The organism is Bacillus sp. YBsi01, assembly GCF_038406745.1.
GTDB lineage: Bacteria > Bacillota > Bacilli > Bacillales > Bacillaceae > Bacillus > Bacillus siamensis.
In genome coordinates this window covers 2,415,559-2,434,711 of sequence record NZ_CP151679.1, presented here as the reverse complement: position 1 = coordinate 2,434,711, position 19,153 = coordinate 2,415,559, and the positions used below count along the sequence as shown (strand labels likewise).

Genomic DNA, 19,153 nt, shown 5'->3' with positions numbered 1-19,153 from the left:
ATGAATGAAGCAGGAACACCAATCAATCCGATTGCCTTGCAGCTCGGGCCTTTATCCGTGCACTGGTACGGGATCATTATCGGCGCGGGTGCGTTATTAGGGCTTTGGATGGCCATGAGGGAGAGCGAAAAGCGGGGGCTGAAAAAGGACATTTTTATTGATCTTGTTCTTTTCGCCATCCCGATCGCAATCATTTGCGCACGGGCATACTATGTGCTTTTCGAGTGGAGCTATTACTCGGAACACCCCGGGGAAATCATTAAAATTTGGAAAGGCGGCATCGCGATTCACGGCGGATTGATCGGCGCGATCGCAACGGGCGTTGTTTTTTCAAAAGTAAGAGGGATATCATTCTGGAAGCTGGCGGATATTGCCGCGCCGAGTATTCTGCTCGGTCAGGCCATCGGGCGCTGGGGAAACTTTATCAACCAGGAGGCTCACGGCGAAGCGGTCAGCCGTTCATTTTTGGAAAGTCTTCACCTTCCGGATTTCATCATTAATCAGATGTACATAGACGGACATTATTATCACCCGACGTTTCTGTATGAATCGCTATGGAGCTTTGCGGGTGTCGTGATTCTGCTTCTGCTCCGCCGCGTGAACCTGCGCAGGGGCAATCTGTTCTTAACGTATATCATCTGGTATTCGATCGGCAGATACTTTATTGAAGGAATGCGCACGGACAGCCTGATGCTCACGAGCCAGCTTCGGATCGCGCAGGTCATTTCCATTGTGCTGATTGTTCTTGCGATTATTTTAATGGTTTTCAGACGCGTTAAAGGGTATGCCGATAAGCGGTATGCGGATACGGACTGACGTCTGAAATCGGAAAGGACATAAGATGACTGATAAACGTTTAACCGCCATTTTATTCGATCTCGACGGCACGCTGATTGACACGAATGAACTGATTATCGCTTCTTATCTTCATACGCTTGATCATTATTGCCCGGGACAGTATAAACGGGAAGATGTGCTTCCGTTTATCGGCCCGCCTCTGTACGAAACATTTTCAGGCATTGATGCCGAAAAGTGCGATGACATGATCAGCATGTACAGGGCATTCAATCATGAGAAGCACGATGAGCTTGTCACGGAGTACGAAACGGTTTATGAAACGCTCGATGAATTGAAAAAAGCGGGCTATCAGCTCGGGATTGTTACCACAAAGCTGAGGGATACAGTCAATATGGGAGTGAAGCTGACAGGCATTGGTGAGTTTTTCGATACTGTCGTCACGCTTGATGATGTAAAGCATCCGAAGCCTGATCCCGAACCTGTGCGGCTTGCGCTCAGCCGGCTGGGGTGCGATCCGTCGGAGGCCATGATGGTCGGTGACAATTATCACGATGTCATGGCGGGCAAAAACGCCGGCACGAAAACAGCCGGCGTCGCGTGGACGATTAAAGGCGCACAGGCGCTTTCCGCGTATGAACCCGATTATATGCTTGAGAAAATGAGTGATTTATTGCACATTACCGGAGTGAAGTAATCCGTGAGAAAAACAGACCGCCATCCGGTTACAGGTGCAAATTCATTGTGGCATGTATATCAGACGGTTCCCTTTCTGAAGGTGATAAAAAACTTCATCATCATCCAGATTGCAAGGTATACGCCGTTTCTAAGCGTGAAGAACTGGCTGTACCGAACCTTTTTGAAAATAAATGTCGGAAAACAAACCTCATTCGCGCTGATGGTGATGCCGGATATTATGTTTCCTGAAAAAATCACTGTCGGAGAAAACAGCATCATCGGCTACAATACGACGATTTTGGCTCATGAATATTTAATACATGAGTACCGGACCGGTGATGTCACAATCGGTGACGAGGTAATGATCGGGGCAAACACAACGATTCTGCCCGGCGTCACCATCGGGAGCGGAGCCGTTGTATCAGCCGGCACGCTGGTGCATAAAGATGTCCCGGCCGGGGCGTTTGTCGGAGGAAACCCGATGAAGCTGATCTATACGCACGAAGAAATGAAAAAACGAATGGAAAACCCCGCTGATTAACGTCAGCGGGGTTTTTTTATGACTTGATTACAATGGCCTGGCTGCCCATCTGCTTCCAGGCTTTTTCGAATTCAGTCCGGTCCGTTTTTCTGTTTTTATAGCCGTAAGGGTCATTGACGTATACATAATCGTGATCATAACCGGTGACGGCTACGCTGTGCATGCTGAACGTGATGTCGACCTTTCCGTTCGGCGTATTCCAAGTCTGCATATGATCAACCGGTTTAAAGGAAGTGGTGATAATCACCCAGACCGGCCGTCCCTTTTCAAGCTGGCGGTACACAGCAGAAATGTCTTTTCCTGTCAGGTCGTATACTTTGTTTCCCGCATACTCTTTGGCCAGTTTAACAATCGGCTCATGATAAACGCCTAAACCCGGGCCGTTTTCCATGTCTCCGGCAAATCCTTCATTCGGATCTCCTTTCAGCCCGCTGCTGTATGTGAGCGGAACTTTATTGATTCGATCCGCCAATGTATTTTTTGATACATGATATCCGGCATTGTTCAAAATCATAGCAAGGCTTGTCACCTCACAGCCATTGTACAGTCTGGGTGAATCCATCTGTCTGTACAAAACGACATTCAGCGGTGACGCGCTCCCTTTTAACGGTGTTTTCTCATCAGGCTCGTCGGACTGCTGATTGAAAAAATTCAAATGAATATCGTTTGTATAGATGTTATATCCCAGATAGACAAGGACGGCTGTCAGAATCAGCACACATAATGTTCCAAGCGTCTTCATTATCAATTATTCTCCCTTGTTTCTGATGAAGCTATTCTATGTATTATAGCACTTCTGTTCAATATGATTAGATTGTTCTGTTATGTTTACAGATTTGTTCATGATTTAGTCATCAATATGGGAAAGAATAGGCGGACATTGGGCATTGCAATCCATTCTTTTATCTGCTAACATATTATCATATTAGCGAACTAAAGGATTCGGAATTTTCCTTCAGACAAAGCGGAGGTGCAAAAGGCAATGTTTATGTTTGAGAAACCGCATGGCATGAGAGATACGCTTCCCGGTTTATACGAAGCAAAGAAGAAAGTCCGTTCCACACTGACGGATTTAATTGATAAATGGGGTTATCAGTTTATGGAGACTCCGACCCTCGAATTCTATGAAACAGTGGGTGTCCAGTCAGCCATTGAAGAACAGCAGCTGTTTAAGCTTCTCGATCAGGACGGAAAAACGCTTGTGCTTCGGCCTGACATGACCGGACCGATTGCCCGGGTGGCGGCGTCTAAGCTGCACAAAAATAATCATCCGCTCAGAGCGGGATACGCGGCAAGCGTCTACCGCGCTCAAGAACGGGAAGGCGGACGTCCGGCCGAATTTGAACAGGTCGGCGCGGAGCTGATCGGCGACGGATCAACAAGCGCGGACGCTGAGGTGATTGCACTCGCGGCCGGCGCGTTGAAAAACGCGGGATTGCACCAATTTAAAATCGCGATCGGCCATGCAGGACTCGCAGATGAGCTGTTTGTCGAGGTGCTGGGCAATGCCGAGCGGGCGGATGTCCTGCGGCGCTTTCTCTTTGAAAAGAATTATGTGGGGTACAAAGAACATGTCAAATCGCTTCCGCTTTCTTCAATAGACAAAAGCCGGCTGCTCGGACTTTTGGAATTGCGCGGCGGAAAGGAGATCTGCGCCAAAGCGGAGGAGATCATCGGCATCTCCGGGCAAAACGTGATTCAGGAGCTGGAAGACCTATGGGACATTCTTGAAGATTACGGGTGTGCCGAGCATATCCGCCTTGATCTGAACATGGTCAGCCATATGAGTTATTACACGGGAATTTTATTCGAAGTGTATGCGGCAAATGTCGGGTTTGTCATCGGAAGCGGCGGCCGCTATAACAATCTTCTCGGCCATTTCGGCAGCCCTGCTCCCGCCACGGGCTTCGGACTCCGTATCGACAGGCTGATTGAAGCGCTCGGCATCCAGGAAGAAACAAGCGAGGCGGACGCCGTTATTTTCAGCAAGGAGCAGCGGGCGCAGGCCATTTTATTCGCGGAGGAAGAAAGGGCAAGAGGCAGAAAGATCGTCCTGCAGGATTTGGCGGGCATTGAAAATATCGATCATATGACAAAATCATTCACAAACGTCACATACTTTATCGGTGCCAGAAAGGAAGAGCAAAATGGGTAAGGTACTCACAATGGCAATGCCAAAAGGGCGGATATTCGAAGAAGCGGCCGGATTGCTGCGGCAGGCCGGATACAGGCTGCCCGAGGAGTTTGAGGAATCAAGAAAGCTGATCATCGATGTTCCTGAAGAAAATCTCCGCTTTATTTTAGCGAAGCCGATGGACGTCACGACTTATGTCGAACATGGCGTCGCTGATGCCGGTATTGCCGGAAAGGATGTCATGCTTGAAGAAAAGCGTGACGTGTATGAGGTGCTCGATCTGAATATCAGCAAATGCCATCTCGCCGTTGCGGGGCTTCCGGGAGCGGATTGGAACGGTGTCGCCCCGAGGATCGCGACGAAATATCCGAATGTTGCGTCAAGTTATTTCAGAGAGCAGGGCGAGCAGGTGGAAATCATCAAACTGAACGGCTCCATTGAGCTGGCACCTTTAATCGGGCTTGCTGACAGAATCGTGGATATCGTATCAACAGGGCGGACATTAAAGGAAAACGGACTCGTTGAATCAGAACACATTTGTGACATCACATCGCGTTTTATCGTCAATCCGGTCAGCTACCGTATGAAGGATGACGTAATCGACGAAATGGCTGCCAGGCTGGCCAGGGTTGTGGAAGGAGAAACGGCAAAATGAAAATAACCGCAATAAATAAAAGCGAGCGGTTTTCACTGAAGCGTTCCATTGACAGCGGAACCGAAGAACAGCGGAAAACCGTCAGGGCGATTATTGAAGACGTCAGAAAAAACGGCGACAAAGCCGTTTTGGCCTATACAAAAACATTTGACGGCATCAGCCTGGAACAGTTGGCGGTGAGCGCAGAAGAAATCGCAGCGGCGTACCGTCTGCTTGATGATCAGCTGCTGGAAGTGATCAAGCAGGCAATTTCCAATATTAAAGAATATCACGAGCGCCAGCTGCAATCCTCTTGGTTTTACCATCGTAAAGACGGCACGATGCTCGGGCAGAAAATAACGGCGCTTGATTCCGCGGGCGTATATGTGCCGGGCGGGACGGCCGCTTATCCGTCTTCCGTTTTAATGAATGTCATCCCCGCTCTCGCTGCGGGAGTGGGGCGGATCGTTCTTGTCAGTCCGCCGGGAAAAGACGGCAGCCTTTCGCCGGGCGTTCTGGCGGCAGCGTCTGAGCTCGGCATAAAGGAAATTTACAAAGCGGGAGGCGCGCAGGCGATTGCCGCGCTCGCTTACGGAACGGAAACGATACAGCCTGTTGATAAGATTACAGGTCCCGGCAATATTTTTGTGGCGCTGGCGAAGCGCGAAGTCTTCGGCGATGTGGATATTGACATGATAGCCGGGCCAAGTGAAATCGCAGTCCTGGCAGACGATACGGCGGTGCCCGAAGAAGTTGCCGCTGACCTGCTTTCTCAGGCCGAACACGATATGCTCAGCTCATGCGTGCTTGTCACCGACTCACGGAAGCTTGCAGAAGCGGTATCAGGTGAAGTGGATAAACAGCTTCAGACGCTGCCGCGTAAAGAAATCGCCGAAGCATCGATCAAAGATCACGGCCATATTTACATCGCGGAAACGATGGAGGATGCGGTGGACACGGTGAATGCGCTGGCGCCTGAGCATTTAGAAATCATGACGCATTCGCCGGAGGCTTTGCTTGGAAGCATCAGGCACGCGGGAGCGATTTTCTTAGGGCGATACAGCGCTGAACCGGTCGGCGATTATTTTGCGGGACCGAATCACGTTCTGCCGACAAACGGGACGGCGCGGTTTTCAAGCCCGCTGAATGTCACGGATTTTCAAAAGAAATCGAGCATCATCTCATACAGCCGGAAGGCATTTGAAACCCACGCGGACAGCATTGCCGCCTTTGCGAGACTGGAAGGGCTTGAAGCGCATGCAAGATCGATTGAAGCGAGAAACGGAGGAAATGACCGATGAGAAAAGCGGAACGCGCCAGAAAAACAAATGAGACGGATATTAAGCTGGCTTTCGGTATTGACGGAGAAGGAAAAGCCGATATCAGCACGGATGTGCCGTTTATGACTCATATGCTTGATTTGTTTACAAAGCACGGACAATTTGATTTAACCGTTGACGCAAAAGGCGATACGGAGATAGATGATCACCACACGACTGAAGATATCGGCATCTGCTTAGGGCAGGCTTTTTTGGAGGCGCTCGGTGATAAAAAAGGAATCAAACGGTACGGATCAGCGCTTGTGCCGATGGACGAAGCGCTCGCCCAAGTCGCCGTAGACCTGAGCAACCGGCCGCACCTTGAGATGCGCGCTGCATTTCCGCAAGCGAAAGTCGGAACGTTTGATACCGAGCTGGTACATGAATTCTTATGGAAACTGGCGCTCGAAGCGAGAATGAATCTGCACGTCATCGTTCATTACGGCACGAATACCCATCATATGATAGAAGCCGTGTTTAAGGCGCTTGGCAGAGCGCTGGACGAAGCGTCATCCATTGACCCGCGCGTCAAGGGTGTGCCGTCTACGAAAGGGATGCTGTAAATGATCGGTGTAATTGATTACGGAATGGGCAATTTATTCAGCGTGTCGAAGGCGCTGGAACGCGTCGGCGTCCCGTATGTCGTTTCAGACCGGCCGGAAGAGCTCGAAAAAGCGGATGCTTTTATTCTCCCCGGTGTCGGATCATTCAGTGACGCCATGGACAATTTACGCAGCACGAAGCTTGATCAATTCATACACCGTATGGTTGACGAAGGGAAGCTGCTTCTTGGCATCTGCCTCGGCATGCAGCTCATTTTCGAAGAAAGCAGCGAAAACGGCTCTGCAAAAGGACTTGGTTTATTAGCTGGAAAAGCAGTGAGACTCAAAGACAGGGATGCCGAAGGAAATAAGCTGAAGGTGCCGCATATGGGCTGGAATCGGCTGACGGTTCACCAAACATCTCCTTTGCTTTCGGAAGCGGGAGAAGGCTTTGTTTACTTTGTCCATTCCTATTATATAGACGGGATGGAAGAAGGCGATCTTCTGGCAAGCGCTGAGTACGGCGTTCGTGTTCCTGCGGTCGTCGGGAAACGCAATGTCTTCGGAGCGCAGTTTCACCCGGAAAAAAGCGGCACGGCCGGAATGGCGATCTTAACGCAATTTACAAAAATGGCAGCGGAACAGAAGGTGAAAAAATGAATGCTTTTACATTATATCCGGCAATCGATATGAGAAACGGCAAATGCGTCCGCCTCATTCAAGGTGATTACGGCAAGGAAACGATATACGGAGACTCACCTTTAGACATGGCGGCGCAATTTGCAAACGAAGGTGCCGAATGGATTCATCTCGTGGATCTTGACGGTGCGAAAGAGGGCAGGAAAGTAAACGACAGGCATGTTCTGGACATCGTCCGGCAGCTTGATGTCAAGGTTGAGATCGGCGGCGGGATCCGTTCTGAAGCGGATGTGTACGGCTACTTATCACAAGGCGCTGATCGTGTCATTCTCGGCAGCTCGGCCGTTTCCGATCCGGCGTTTGTGAAAAGCATGCTGAAACAATACGGAGGGAAAATCGCCATCGGTCTCGATGCGAGAAACGGGTATGTCTCGACGGAAGGGTGGCTGGAAACATCTTCGGTAAGAGCGTCCGATCTGGGCCGTGAATTGGCGGCGGAAGGGGCGGAAACCTTCATTTTCACGGATATTGCGACTGACGGCATGCTGTCAGGCCCGAACATCGAAAGCACCGTTCAGCTCGCAAAAGCAACGGGGAAAACCGTCATCGCCTCAGGCGGTGTCAGCTCAGTCGCCGACCTCAAAGCGCTGGCCCGCTTCAAAGACACCGGCGTATCGGGAGCGATTATCGGAAAAGCGCTGTATACAAAACAATTTTCATTGGCTGAAGCGCTCAGCGGGGTGAAGGACGCATGATCACGAAACGAATCATTCCATGTCTCGATGTGAAAGAAGGACGCGTCGTCAAGGGCATTCAATTTCTCGGGCTGAAAGATGCGGGCGATCCTGTCGAGCTGGCCGAAGCCTACGACAGGGAGGGCGCTGACGAGCTTGTTTTTCTCGACATTTCCGCCTCTCATGAAGGCCGGAAGACGATGACTGGCGTCGTTGAGCAGGTTGCGGCAAAACTGGCAATTCCGTTTACGGTCGGCGGCGGAATCAATCAATTAAGCGATATGAAAAGAATGCTTCGCGCCGGCGCTGATAAAGTATCCGTTAATACAGCGGCCGTCCTCCGACCCGAGCTGATTACGGAAGGAGCTGAGTTTTTCGGCTCGCAATGCATCGTAGCGGCGATTGACGCAAAGTATGACGAAGATTCGGATTGCTATAAGGTGTACACACACGGCGGCAGAAAGAAAACCGAGTGGGAAGTCACGGCTTGGGCAAAAGAAGCCGTCAAACGGGGAGCGGGTGAAATCCTGCTGACAAGCATGGACGCTGACGGTGAGAAAACAGGCTTTAACCATACGCTTACAAAACTTGTCTCACATGCCGTCCCGGTGCCCGTCATTGCCTCAGGGGGAGCCGGCAGCGCGCACCATATGCTTGAAGCCTTCACGATCGGTGAAGCGGACGCCGCGCTTGCAGCTTCCATTTTCCATTACAAAGAGACATCTATAAAAGAAGTGAAAGATTATATGAAGAAACACGGGGTGAATGTGAGATGAAACGGGCAGATGAACTGCGGTTTGACGAGGCCGGGCTGATTCCCGCCATCGTACAGGATGCGGCAAGCAAAGAAGTACTGACACTGGCTTATATGAATCGTGAATCCTACGAAAAAACGATAGAAACGAAAGAAACCTGGTTTTACAGCCGTTCACGCGGGGAGCTGTGGCATAAAGGAGCGACGTCGGGGAATACCCAAAAGGTGAAAGCCATCCGCTATGATTGCGATCAAGATGCCCTCATTGTGCTTGCGGAGCCTTCAGGACCCGCATGCCATAAGGGAAGCTACAGCTGCTTTTCTCCGGAAAAAGCGGACGCACAGGATCGTTTCGGCATCTTAAACGAACTGGAAAGCGTAATCGCCAAACGGCAGGCGGAGATGCCTGAGGGAGCCTACACAACGTATCTGTTTCGGGAAGGCGTCGATAAAATTCTTAAAAAAGTCGGCGAAGAAGCCGCAGAGGTGATCATCGCCGCGAAAAACCGCGACCATGAAGAATTGAAATGGGAAGCGGCAGATTTGCTGTATCATTTGCTCGTTCTTCTGCGTGAACAGTCGCTTCCTTTGGACGACGTGCTTGACGTTCTTGCGAAACGCCATTCAGCATCTGAGTAAAACAAACCTCACGGAGAGCTCCGTGAGGTTTTTAAATATGCCCGAACTTAAACATTCAATAAAATATTCCTTATTTCGCAACCGGAGGCAGATGAATTTGATAATATTGACTAATAGAGTTTATTTTGGTTTTTATCAAAAATGTACGTTTTGTTCATATTCCGTTCATGCACATCCGTTATAGTATAAACAGTGATATAGGAGGAAAATATATGCCGAATAAAAAACCAAAATCTAAAGGGAAATTCAGCTCATTCTTTTCATTAGTCAAAAAAACAAAACCATCCTACGGAATGCTGGCCTTCGCGCTGTCTCTCAGTATTGTGACAACGCTTGTCAGCCTGCTGATTCCGCTGTTGACAAAGCAGCTCGTCGACGGCTTTTCCATGTCGTCGCTGTCAGGCGTGCAAATCGGAATCATTGCAGCCGTGTTTATCGTACAGGCTGCATTAAGCGCCTACGCCACCTATGCCCTGAACTACAGCGGCCAGAAAATCATCTCGGGGCTGCGTGATTTGTTGTGGCAGAAGTTAATTAAACTGCCTGTCTCTTATTTTGACAAAAACGCCACGGGAGAAACGATCAGCCGTGTCACCAATGACACGATGGTGGTAAAAGAGCTGATCACAAACAATATCAGCGGATTTATTACCGGAATCATTTCCGTTATCGGGTCACTGACGATCTTATTTTTCATGAACTGGAAGCTCACATTGCTCGTGCTGATCGTCGTGCCGCTGGCTGCGGTGATTTTAGTGCCGATCGGCCGGAAAATGTTTAAAATTTCTCGGGAGACACAGGATGAGACGGCGAGATTCACCGGATTATTAAACCACATCCTTCCGGAAATCAGACTTGTGAAAGCCTCAAACGCTGAAGAAGCGGAATACGGCCGCGGAAAAGCCGGCATCATGGCGCTCTTTAAACTCGGGCTGCGTGAAGCGAAGGTGCAGTCGCTCGTAGGCCCGCTTATTACACTTGTATTAATGGCGGCGCTGGTCGCTGTCATCGGGTACGGCGGAATGCAGGTGTCATCCGGTGAACTGACAGCCGGCGCGCTCGTTGCCTTTATTCTGTATTTATTTCAGATCATTATGCCGATGGGCCAGATCACTTCATTTTTTACACAGCTTCAAAAATCCGTCGGCGCAACGGAACGGATGATTCACATTCTTGCAGAAAAAGAAGAAGATATCCAAACCGGAAAAATCATTGAAAACGCAGATCAGCCGATTAAGATTGAACAAGTCTCATTCGGCTACAAAAAAGATCAAACCATCTTAAAAGACATTACGGCAACGATTGATGCCGGCAAAGTCACCGCGATTGTCGGACCGAGCGGCGGCGGGAAAACAACGTTATTTAAGCTGCTTGAACGATTCTACAATCCGACGGCCGGAAGCATCTTGCTCGGAAACGAACCGATTGATGCGTATTCTCTTGAATCATGGAGGGAGCATATCGGCTACGTGTCGCAAGAAAGCCCGTTAATGTCAGGAACCATCCGCGATAATATCTGCTACGGATTAAAACGCGAGGTGACTGATGAGGAACTGAGACAAGCGGCTGACATGGCCTACGCCCTGCAATTTATTGAAGACTTACCGAAGAAATTTGAAACCGAGGTCGGTGAACGGGGGATTATGCTTTCAGGCGGACAGCGCCAGCGCATTGCCATTGCCAGAGCACTTCTCCGCAATCCGAGTATTCTGATGCTTGATGAAGCGACATCCAGTCTGGACAGCCAATCTGAAAAATGGGTGCAGCAGGCGCTCGAAGTCTTAATGGAAGGGCGCACCACTATTGTGATTGCCCACCGTTTATCCACGGTTGTGGATGCAGATCAGCTTCTCTTTGTTGAACAGGGGGAAATCACCGGACGGGGCACACACCATGAATTAATGGCATCCCATGCGCTGTACCGCGATTTTGCGGAACAGCAGCTGAAGCTGAATGCCGATTTAGAAAACAAAGCTGTGTAAAGCAAGACTTTAGGAATAGAAAGCAGCTGAAAAAGCTGCTTTTTATTTTGCAGCCGGAATCCTATTCATTGGAAGCGGGGGTTAAATCATGAAAAAACGCACAACGATTTTTTATTGTCACGCTGCCGTGCTGCTCGTATTCATGACTGCCGGGTGTACGGGCGGTAACGACGAAGAGCCGGCCCATTCTTCAAGTCCGGCCGGGGGAAGCAGCATAAACAAGACTGAAACAGCATCACCGGCAGAAAAAAACGAAGCTGTAAACAAAGATTCACATCACATCTCTGCGGACAAAAGCGAACCAGACAGCATCGCGGCAGATTATTCTCCTCTGCAAATTGAATATGCCCGCGTCTGGCTGCAGCTTGGGGAAAATCAGCTGATAGATGAATTGAACGTTCGCCGCATTCCGGCCGGAGCACTCGTCAATCCTGACGATCGTACGAGCGCCCGCTATCCGGAAGATGTTACTCAGTTAGCCGGTTCCCGTTTAGTTGATGGGGCGGTCACTTACAGCAGCAACGGCGACGGCACCATTCAGGTATACAATGTTCCTTTGCGCTGGGAGTCTTCTGAAAAAGGCGTAATGAAAGAAGTGACGGAGGAGATGATCCGCCATACAAAAAAAGTGTATGTCGATACAGGAGACAATGAAAAGATCAGACGGCTTATAAAAATCATGTCGATTCATTAAAAGATGATGAGTAAAAAATCAGAAGGAGGGATTTTTATGGCTGTCATATTGGTTGCGGATGATGACCGCCATATCCGTGAGCTTGTCCGCCTTATGATGGAGCAGAGCGGCTTTGACGTCGCAGAAGCTGAAGACGGAGAAGCGGCGGTGCGGCTGATAGAATCAACACCTGTTGATCTTGTCATACTGGATGTGATGATGCCGAAAATGGACGGGTTTGAAGTCAGTGAAGCCGTCCGCAGCTTTACGGATATTCCGATTTTAATGCTGACGGCAAAAGGCGAAACACTGGACAAAGTGCAAGGTTTTACTTCCGGAGCGGACGATTATCTCGTCAAACCGTTTGAGCCGCTTGAGCTTGAAGCGAGGGTCAAAGCATTGCTGAAACGGTACCGGATCACCGCTGAAAAACTGCTGACCGTCGGAACGGTCACATTAGATAAGCAATCCCGCACCGTAACGCGCGGCGGCGGAGCGGGAATGACGCTGCCCCGGCGCGAATTTGAGCTTTTATTCAAGCTCGCCAGTTACCCGAATAAGACGTTTTCTAGAGAACATTTAATAGAAGATATTTGGGGCTTTGATTATGAAGGTGATGAGCGGACGGTTGACGTGCATATTAAAAGGCTGAGAGAACGGTTTCCGGAAAAAGACTATCCTTTTGCCATTCATACGGTGCGGGGGCTCGGCTATCGGTTTGTGGTGACAGGATGAAACGGATCTTCAGAACGGCTGGAAGAATCATTATCCTTCTCACCGTCACCGCATTCTTATGGCTGGCGGCCCACCTGATCGTTCAGGGATTCGGTCTCATATGGCCGGTTTTGCTTGTACCCTACGTCCAGCAGATTCTCACGCTTTGGCTTGTTTTCGGCCTGCTGTTTGTCACGATGTTTATTTTTTCAAAGTCAGCACGTGAAAGACATCATGCGATCTGGGATTCGCTGACCGCCACGATCAAGCAAATGTCGAGCGGCAACTTCACCGCGGCCGCCTCCAGGAAAATGGAGAAGATTGAACGGGACCACCCCGTGACGAAATTGGCTGATGAACTGTCGACACTTGCCGCCGAACTGAGCGAAATGGAAAAACTGAAACAAGAATTTATTTCGAACGTTTCCCATGAAATCCAAACCCCGCTTACTTCATTAAAGGGGTACGCGCACCTCCTGAAAAAACCGGATTTATCATATGAGGAGCGGGGGCGCTACTTGCACATCATCGAGACAGAAACAGAACGCTTATCCAAAATCAGTGAAAATCTGCTGAAGCTCACTGCACTCGAACGCCAAACCGAACCGATTCAAAAAAAACCGTTTCGCATTGACAAACAGCTGCGGCGCACCATATTGACCTGTGAGCCTGAGTGGTCCGCCAAACAGATTGAATTTCTCATCGATTTACAGGAATCGTATGTGTACGGAGATGAGGCGCTGCTCAGCCAAGTATGGATGAATCTGATTCACAATGCCGTGAAGTTTACCGGTGAGGGAGGCCGTATATCCGTTAAAATTGTTGATTTGCCGGAGGCGGCGGCTGTCGAAATCGCCGACAACGGAATCGGAATGGAGCCTGAGCAGGCGGAGCGCGTATTTGAACGGTTTTATAAAGCGGACAAGGCGAGAAACGCAGGGGGCAGCGGCCTCGGCCTGTCCATCGCCAAAAAAATCGCCGAGCTGCACGGCGGTTCGATAGAGGTAGAAAGCAAGCGGGGCGAAGGAACCCTTTTCCGCGTCACCCTTCCTGCCGATCCGCATGAAAAAAAACAGCTAAAATCTGGTCGAACCAGCCAGTAAAAAACGAAGCTGATTCTGTCTTTTGAACTATTGAGGCGAAACCGTTTTATGGTATACTACTGACGGTAATACGTATAAAACGGAGGATATTTGTGGGAAAACACACTTCTGAACATAAAAAGCACGCACAAATTGTCCAGCTGCTTCAGGATGGACAATATTTTTTTCATAAAGGCTTAAAAGCATATAAAGAGCGGAATTTAAAACGGGCCAGCAAACTGATTCAGAGGGCCGTTCACCTCGAGCCGAATGATTCCGAAATGCTGTCCCGGCTGGCCGTCATTTATTCTGAAATGGGCCACTACCAGCAGTCAAATGAGCTGTTCGACTTTATTATGGTGAACCTGAAAGAAGAAATGCCCGAGTGTCATTACTTTAAAGCGAACAATTTCGCGCATTTGGGGCTCTTTCAGGAAGCATACAAAGAAGCCGCGGCTTATTCAGATGCCGAACCGGACGGAGAATTCAGCGAAGAGATAGAAAATCTGATGGAGCTTTTGGATTTCGGTGAAGCGGGTGAAAACGAATCGCTCTATGATCAGGATGAATTGCTGATCAGGCAGGACCGGGCAAAAACGCTTCTTGAGAGCGGCCAGCTTCATGAAGCGGTTGTCATGCTTGAAGAGATTACAGCCGATTATCCCGAGCTTTGGTCCGCGTACAACAACCTTGCGCTCGCTTACTTTTACTCAGGCAATGTCACAAAAGCGAAACAGACGGTATTCGAAGTGCTTGAGAAAAATGAAGGCAATCTCCATGCCTTGTGCAACTACCTGGTATTCTGCTATTACGAGAGAGAAGATGAAAAAGTCGGGGAATTGAGCGAAAGGCTCTCCAATGTGTATCCGATTTTATTCGAACAGCGCTACAAGCTGGGGGCGACGCTGGCGCTTGTCGGCAGACATGATCTCGGCTATAAATGGCTCCGGTCTCTCTACAAAAGCGGGTTTGAAGGCGACGACACGTTTTATTACTGGCTGGCCGCCTCAGCCTACGGGACAGGCCGCACAGAATTTGCCGAAACCATTTGGAGAAAGGCCGAAACCGAATTTCCCGAATCAGACCGGTCCGCGCCTTGGGCAGAACGGCAGGAACCGCTGCCTGCTGCACTTGAACAGCGGCTCGCCGCCTATTATATCAGCAGCGCTGAAGGAGAGCGAAACCAGCTTGAGAAAGTTCTGACGGCAAAACGCGCTGCTTCACCGTTTGAACAAGACTTCGTCAGACTGCTGCTTTCCGGTGAAGAAGGCGCTTCAGGCGTTTCTCATGATGCTTTGTTTACGTATCGGACGGTCAAGCTGCTGGAGAAAGCGGATGCCGGCAGTTTAAAGACTGACGTCATGAGCTGCTGGGTTTTTCACGTCATTCAGCACATCCGCGCCGCTGCTGCCGTACAGAATGAGCGGGCATGGGCCGCAGCCATCGCATACGTATGGAAAGAAGCAAACGGCGAAAAAACGACGAAAAAAGATACGGCCGCCATTTACGGTGTATCTCCGGCAACACTGTCAAAATACATCAGACAAATAGATGATATATTGGAATAAAACCGATTCTTTCTATATAAAGAGTCGGTTCTTTTTTTATCAGAAAGGGGCAAAACAGAACTTTACTGCCGGAAAAAGAGATTTTTATACGTCTTTTTTTTGCTTTTTGAACCGAAATCAGGCCGCCAGCACCGTTTATTTTGCAAAATATGAGATTTGCAATCACATTGAAATATAACTGTAATAAAAATTGTCGAAACATGATGGTATAATGATTCTCGTACATAAGAGATTAGTTTATTTTACATGTGCTGTATAATCTATACCAATTTAAAAGATTAAAAGATTCATACATAAAAATCATCAGCCTCACGGGTATGTGAGGAAGCGTAACTTTGATGTTCATAATAGAATTCCAAATGAGAACAGGTTTAAAGTAAAAGGGAGGAAAGAAAAAGTGAAAAAGAGTTTATTAACACTTGGTTTGGCTTCCGTCATCGGGACAAGCAGTTTTTTGATCCCATTTACAAAAACTGCATCGGCGGAAACATTAGACAGCAAAAAAGCAAAAATCGAAAGCAAGCAATCTGAGGTGGCTTCAAGCCTTGATGCAAAAGAAAAGGAATTGTCTAAACTTCAGGACAAGCAGGCTAAGATTGAAAAAGAACTGAAAGACATTAACGCAAAAGCGTTGGATACAAGTAATAAAATTGAAGATAAAAAAGCTGAAAACGAAAAAACGAAAAAGCGCATCGCTGATTTGAAAAAAGAAATCAAAGAAACAGAAGCGCGTATTGAAAAACGCAATGAAATCCTGAAAAAACGCGTTCGTTCTTTACAGGAAAACGGCGGTTCTCAAGGATACATAGATGTTCTTTTAGGGGCGACAAGCTTCGGGGACTTCATTTCACGTGCGACTGCGGTATCTTCTATCGTTGATGCGGATAAAGATCTGATCAAACAGCAGGAGCAGGATAAAGCGAAACTCGAAGATGCGGAAGCTGAGCTTAACGTGAAGCTGAAAAAAGTCCAGGATGACCTTGCGAAGCTAGAGTCTATGCAAAAAGACCTGAACAAACAGCTTGATCAGAAAGACAAGCTTTTCGACGAAGCGAAAAACGGTCAGAAAAAAGCGGCTGCCGCTATCTCTGATCTGAAAAAAGAAGCGTCACAGCTTGCAAACGCAAAAGCTGACACTGAAAAAGAACAGAAGCGCATTAAAGCTGAGCAGGCTGCAGCGGCTGCCCTGATCAAAAAGCAGGAAGAAGCGCAAAAAGCCTCTGAAGACCAAAACCAAACAGATGACAGCCAGCCGGCAGCGGTTAAAACTGTGAAAAAAGCGGCTGTTTCAACATCATCTGATTCATCTGACAGCTCAAGCAAATCGGGCACTTCAGGCGGCTCATCTCATAACAGCGGCGGTTCAGATGATTCTGACGGCGGATCTGTTATCTCAAATTCAGGCGGTATTGAAGGCGCGATCAGCGTAGGATCAAGCCTTGTGGGTCAATCTCCGTACAAATTCGGCGGCGGACGCACACAATCTGATATTAACAACCGTATCTTTGACTGCTCATCATTTGTACGCTGGGCTTATGCTAACGCAGGCGTTAACCTCGGACCTGTAAGCGGCACAAGCACAGATACGCTAATCGGAAGAGGTAAAGCAGTCAGCGCGTCTGACATGAAACGCGGAGACTTAGTATTCTTCGATACGTATAAAACAAACGGCCACGTCGGCATCTACTTAGGTAACGGGACATTCCTGAACGATAATACATCTCATGGTGTATCCATCGATTCTATGAGCAACCCTTACTGGAAAAAAGTATTCAACGGCAATGTAAGACGTGTCGTGCAATAATGAATAAGACAAGGGCCTTCCATCCCGGAAGGCTCTTTCTTTATTTGTATACCCGCTCAGGAGATGCCTAATCACGTTTTCTCAGAAAAATGAGCAAAAAAATAGCGAATCGCCCTCAGATTTTATAGGATATGGGTAAGGAATACGATTGATGGGGATTCTTATTCATATAGGGTGCGCCCCATTTCGAAAAGGAGTGAATCATGGTGTCAGAAGAAAAAATTTATGATGTGATCATTATCGGCGCGGGTCCGGCGGGGATGACCGCTGCCGTTTACACATCACGAGCGAACTTATCCACATTAATGATCGAAAGAGGAATTCCGGGCGGCCAGATGGCTAACACAGAGGATGTTGAAAACTATCCGGGTTTTGAAAGCATTCTCGGCCCTGAACTTTCTAATAAAATGTTTGAACATGCGAAAAAATTCGGTGCGGAATATGCGTACGGCGATATTAAAGAAATCGTCGACGGCAAAGAATATAAAACGGTCAAAGCCGGTTCAAAAGAATATAAAGCGCGCGCCATCGTCATTTCTGCCGGAGCGGAATACAAAAAGATCGGCGTTCCCGGGGAAAAAGAACTTGGCGGCCGCGGCGTATCGTACTGTGCGGTATGTGACGGCGCATTCTTTAAAAATAAAGAGCTTGTCGTAGTCGGCGGCGGAGACTCGGCTGTGGAAGAAGGCGTCTATCTGACACGCTTCGCTTCAAAAGTCACCATCGTTCACAGACGTGATAAATTGCGTGCGCAAAGCATTCTTCAGGCGCGTGCCTTTGACAATGACAAAATTGATTTCGAATGGAATAAAACCGTAAAAGAAATCCATGAAGAAAACGGAAAAGTCGGCAGACTGACACTTGTGGATACTGTGACGGGAGAAGAGGAAGAATTCAAAGCTGACGGCGTCTTTATTTATATCGGCATGCTTCCGCTTTCTAAACCGTTCGAAAACTTGGGCATCACAAATGAAGAAGGCTACATTGAAACAAATGATCAAATGGAAACGAAAGTTCCCGGCATTTTCGCTGCGGGAGACATCCGTGAAAAATCACTCCGCCAGATCGTTACGGCGACAGGTGACGGAAGTATTGCGGCCCAAAGCGTTCAGCATTATGTGGAAGAGCTTCAGGAGACGCTCAAAACCGTTAAATAATCACTGTAATGTTCAGTTTTTGAATCGTTACTGGCTTTTAATTCCGCTGTAACACGGGTGAAATACTGATGTTTTAAGATGAATGTAGTAATTGACCCCCTTTTTATATGAATACACCTTGGCACGGATTCCAGTATCCGTGCCCTTTTTTTGTAAATTTTTGTTTTCTGTCAAATAAAAGAAAAGGATGTCGGTGTCTCTGCATTGTGAGAGACATGCCGAAACGGTATAATGAAGAGACGATGATTTGTTGAGAAGGTTAGGTGACGTACTTGTGCAAAGAGTGACAAATTGTGTGCTGCAGACAGATGATCAGGTTCTCCTTCTCCAAAAGCCGAGACGGGGCTGGTGGGTCGCGCCCGGCGGGAAGATGGAGAGCGGTGAATCAGTCAGAGATTCCGTCATCAGAGAGTACAGAGAAGAGACGGGAATTTATATATTAAATCCGCAGTTAAAAGGCGTGTTTACCTTTATTATTAAGGAACAGGAACAAATCGTGTCAGAGTGGATGATGTTTACTTTTGTCGCCGATTCCTACACGGGGCGGAATGTCGCTGAATCAGAGGAAGGCATTCTGAAGTGGCATGACGTGAAAGATATCCACAGCCTTCCGATGGCACCCGGAGACGGACATATCCTTGATTTTATGATCAAGGGCCAAGGGCTTTTGCACGGCACCTTTACGTATACGCCGGACTTCGAGCTGCTCAGCTATCGTTTAGATCCGCAGCTTATCAAGTAAAAGAAAGACCTCAGGGGGGAGA

20 protein-coding genes are annotated in these 19,153 nt (G+C 48.5%); 19 read left to right on the top strand and 1 reads right to left on the bottom strand.

The annotated features are described in order from the left end of the window. Genes lgt through AADZ70_RS12195 form a run of 3 tightly spaced genes read left to right on the top strand, consistent with a single transcriptional unit; the run spans nt 1 to nt 2,014 of the window. Complete coding sequence (gene lgt, locus AADZ70_RS12205) at nt 1–816, top strand: prolipoprotein diacylglyceryl transferase (RefSeq protein WP_016937807.1); 816 nt, start codon at nt 1–3, stop codon at nt 814–816. A gap of 25 nt (nt 817–841) precedes the next feature. Continuing rightward, entirely contained in the window at nt 842–1,492 is a 651-nt protein-coding gene (ppaX, locus tag AADZ70_RS12200) for a pyrophosphatase PpaX (protein WP_049627479.1), read from the top strand. Between the two features lie 3 nt (nt 1,493–1,495). Further along, nucleotides 1,496–2,014: an acyltransferase gene (locus AADZ70_RS12195; RefSeq protein ID WP_342007107.1), complete on the top strand. Its 519-nt coding sequence runs from the start codon at nt 1,496–1,498 to the stop codon at nt 2,012–2,014. Between the two features lie 16 nt (nt 2,015–2,030). Here the strand turns inward: AADZ70_RS12195 and AADZ70_RS12190 are convergent, their stop codons facing one another. Next, nucleotides 2,031–2,756, bottom strand: coding sequence for a C39 family peptidase (locus tag AADZ70_RS12190; protein ID WP_016937810.1), 726 nt, complete (start codon nt 2,754–2,756; stop codon nt 2,031–2,033). Between the two features lie 240 nt (nt 2,757–2,996). On the opposite strand from AADZ70_RS12190, the gene AADZ70_RS12185 reads away from it, so the two are divergent. The 16 genes from AADZ70_RS12185 (at nt 2,997) to AADZ70_RS12110 (ending at nt 19,131) form a co-directional block, all read left to right on the top strand. Further along, nucleotides 2,997–4,169 carry an ATP phosphoribosyltransferase regulatory subunit gene (locus AADZ70_RS12185; protein ID WP_016937811.1) on the top strand — a complete coding sequence of 391 codons (1,173 nt, stop codon included), beginning with the start codon at nt 2,997–2,999 and terminating at the stop codon, nt 4,167–4,169. Continuing rightward, a complete protein-coding gene (gene hisG, locus AADZ70_RS12180) occupies nt 4,162–4,803 on the top strand; it encodes an ATP phosphoribosyltransferase (RefSeq protein WP_016937812.1) in 642 nt (213 codons plus the stop codon). The genes AADZ70_RS12185 and hisG overlap by 8 nt, the downstream gene beginning before the upstream one ends. Then, complete coding sequence (gene hisD, locus AADZ70_RS12175) at nt 4,800–6,083, top strand: histidinol dehydrogenase (protein ID WP_016937813.1); 1,284 nt, start codon at nt 4,800–4,802, stop codon at nt 6,081–6,083. Before hisG ends, hisD begins: the two co-directional genes overlap by 4 nt. After that, complete coding sequence (hisB, locus tag AADZ70_RS12170; RefSeq protein ID WP_016937814.1) at nt 6,080–6,664, top strand: imidazoleglycerol-phosphate dehydratase HisB; 585 nt, start codon at nt 6,080–6,082, stop codon at nt 6,662–6,664. Before hisD ends, hisB begins: the two co-directional genes overlap by 4 nt. Next, a complete protein-coding gene (hisH, locus tag AADZ70_RS12165; protein ID WP_016937815.1) occupies nt 6,665–7,303 on the top strand; it encodes an imidazole glycerol phosphate synthase subunit HisH in 639 nt (212 codons plus the stop codon). Further along, nucleotides 7,300–8,037, top strand: coding sequence for a 1-(5-phosphoribosyl)-5-[(5-phosphoribosylamino)methylideneamino]imidazole-4-carboxamide isomerase (hisA, locus tag AADZ70_RS12160; RefSeq protein WP_342007106.1), 738 nt, complete (start codon nt 7,300–7,302; stop codon nt 8,035–8,037). Before hisH ends, hisA begins: the two co-directional genes overlap by 4 nt. After that, the gene (hisF, locus tag AADZ70_RS12155) at nt 8,034–8,792 is read left to right on the top strand and encodes an imidazole glycerol phosphate synthase subunit HisF (RefSeq protein ID WP_342007105.1); all 759 of its coding nucleotides are present in this window, start codon (nt 8,034–8,036) and stop codon (nt 8,790–8,792) included. Before hisA ends, hisF begins: the two co-directional genes overlap by 4 nt. Continuing rightward, a complete protein-coding gene (gene hisIE, locus AADZ70_RS12150) occupies nt 8,789–9,409 on the top strand; it encodes a bifunctional phosphoribosyl-AMP cyclohydrolase/phosphoribosyl-ATP diphosphatase HisIE (RefSeq protein ID WP_016937818.1) in 621 nt (206 codons plus the stop codon). Before hisF ends, hisIE begins: the two co-directional genes overlap by 4 nt. Nucleotides 9,410–9,621: 212 nt before the next feature. Further along, a complete protein-coding gene (locus tag AADZ70_RS12145; protein ID WP_342007104.1) occupies nt 9,622–11,391 on the top strand; it encodes an ABC transporter ATP-binding protein in 1,770 nt (589 codons plus the stop codon). Between the two features lie 88 nt (nt 11,392–11,479). Continuing rightward, nucleotides 11,480–12,085 carry a hypothetical protein gene (locus AADZ70_RS12140; RefSeq protein ID WP_016937820.1) on the top strand — a complete coding sequence of 202 codons (606 nt, stop codon included), beginning with the start codon at nt 11,480–11,482 and terminating at the stop codon, nt 12,083–12,085. 36 nt (nt 12,086–12,121) lie between these two features. Continuing rightward, nucleotides 12,122–12,799 (top strand): response regulator transcription factor, encoded by a 678-nt coding sequence (locus AADZ70_RS12135; protein ID WP_016937821.1) that lies wholly within the window; start codon nt 12,122–12,124, stop codon nt 12,797–12,799. Beyond that, a complete protein-coding gene (locus AADZ70_RS12130; RefSeq protein ID WP_016937822.1) occupies nt 12,796–13,881 on the top strand; it encodes a HAMP domain-containing sensor histidine kinase in 1,086 nt (361 codons plus the stop codon). Before AADZ70_RS12135 ends, AADZ70_RS12130 begins: the two co-directional genes overlap by 4 nt. 92 nt (nt 13,882–13,973) lie before the next feature. Continuing rightward, nucleotides 13,974–15,428, top strand: coding sequence for a tetratricopeptide repeat protein (locus AADZ70_RS12125; protein ID WP_016937823.1), 1,455 nt, complete (start codon nt 13,974–13,976; stop codon nt 15,426–15,428). Between the two features lie 397 nt (nt 15,429–15,825). After that, entirely contained in the window at nt 15,826–17,232 is a 1,407-nt protein-coding gene (locus AADZ70_RS12120; RefSeq protein ID WP_049627469.1) for an NlpC/P60 family protein, read from the top strand. Between the two features lie 206 nt (nt 17,233–17,438). Next, nucleotides 17,439–18,389 carry a thioredoxin-disulfide reductase gene (gene trxB, locus AADZ70_RS12115; protein WP_029575303.1) on the top strand — a complete coding sequence of 317 codons (951 nt, stop codon included), beginning with the start codon at nt 17,439–17,441 and terminating at the stop codon, nt 18,387–18,389. A gap of 274 nt (nt 18,390–18,663) precedes the next feature. Beyond that, nucleotides 18,664–19,131, top strand: a complete 468-nt coding sequence (locus AADZ70_RS12110; protein WP_013353727.1) for an 8-oxo-dGTP diphosphatase — start codon at nt 18,664–18,666, stop codon at nt 19,129–19,131. Nucleotides 19,132–19,153: the final 22 nt, after the last annotated feature.

Excerpts from the sequence above, each read along its gene's own strand:
- lgt (WP_016937807.1), top strand. The coding sequence starts at position 1 with ATGAATGAAGCAGGAACACCAATCAATCCGATTGCCTTGCAGCTCGGG.
- ppaX (WP_049627479.1), top strand. The coding sequence starts at position 842 with ATGACTGATAAACGTTTAACCGCCATTTTATTCGATCTCGACGGCACG.
- AADZ70_RS12190 (WP_016937810.1), bottom strand. The coding sequence starts at position 2,756 with ATGAAGACGCTTGGAACATTATGTGTGCTGATTCTGACAGCCGTCCTT.
- AADZ70_RS12185 (WP_016937811.1), top strand. The coding sequence starts at position 2,997 with ATGTTTATGTTTGAGAAACCGCATGGCATGAGAGATACGCTTCCCGGT.
- hisG (WP_016937812.1), top strand. The coding sequence starts at position 4,162 with ATGGGTAAGGTACTCACAATGGCAATGCCAAAAGGGCGGATATTCGAA.
- hisD (WP_016937813.1), top strand. The coding sequence starts at position 4,800 with ATGAAAATAACCGCAATAAATAAAAGCGAGCGGTTTTCACTGAAGCGT.
- hisB (WP_016937814.1), top strand. The coding sequence starts at position 6,080 with ATGAGAAAAGCGGAACGCGCCAGAAAAACAAATGAGACGGATATTAAG.
- hisH (WP_016937815.1), top strand. The coding sequence starts at position 6,665 with ATGATCGGTGTAATTGATTACGGAATGGGCAATTTATTCAGCGTGTCG.
- hisA (WP_342007106.1), top strand. The coding sequence starts at position 7,300 with ATGAATGCTTTTACATTATATCCGGCAATCGATATGAGAAACGGCAAA.
- hisF (WP_342007105.1), top strand. The coding sequence starts at position 8,034 with ATGATCACGAAACGAATCATTCCATGTCTCGATGTGAAAGAAGGACGC.
- hisIE (WP_016937818.1), top strand. The coding sequence starts at position 8,789 with ATGAAACGGGCAGATGAACTGCGGTTTGACGAGGCCGGGCTGATTCCC.
- AADZ70_RS12145 (WP_342007104.1), top strand. The coding sequence starts at position 9,622 with ATGCCGAATAAAAAACCAAAATCTAAAGGGAAATTCAGCTCATTCTTT.
- AADZ70_RS12140 (WP_016937820.1), top strand. The coding sequence starts at position 11,480 with ATGAAAAAACGCACAACGATTTTTTATTGTCACGCTGCCGTGCTGCTC.
- AADZ70_RS12135 (WP_016937821.1), top strand. The coding sequence starts at position 12,122 with ATGGCTGTCATATTGGTTGCGGATGATGACCGCCATATCCGTGAGCTT.
- AADZ70_RS12130 (WP_016937822.1), top strand. The coding sequence starts at position 12,796 with ATGAAACGGATCTTCAGAACGGCTGGAAGAATCATTATCCTTCTCACC.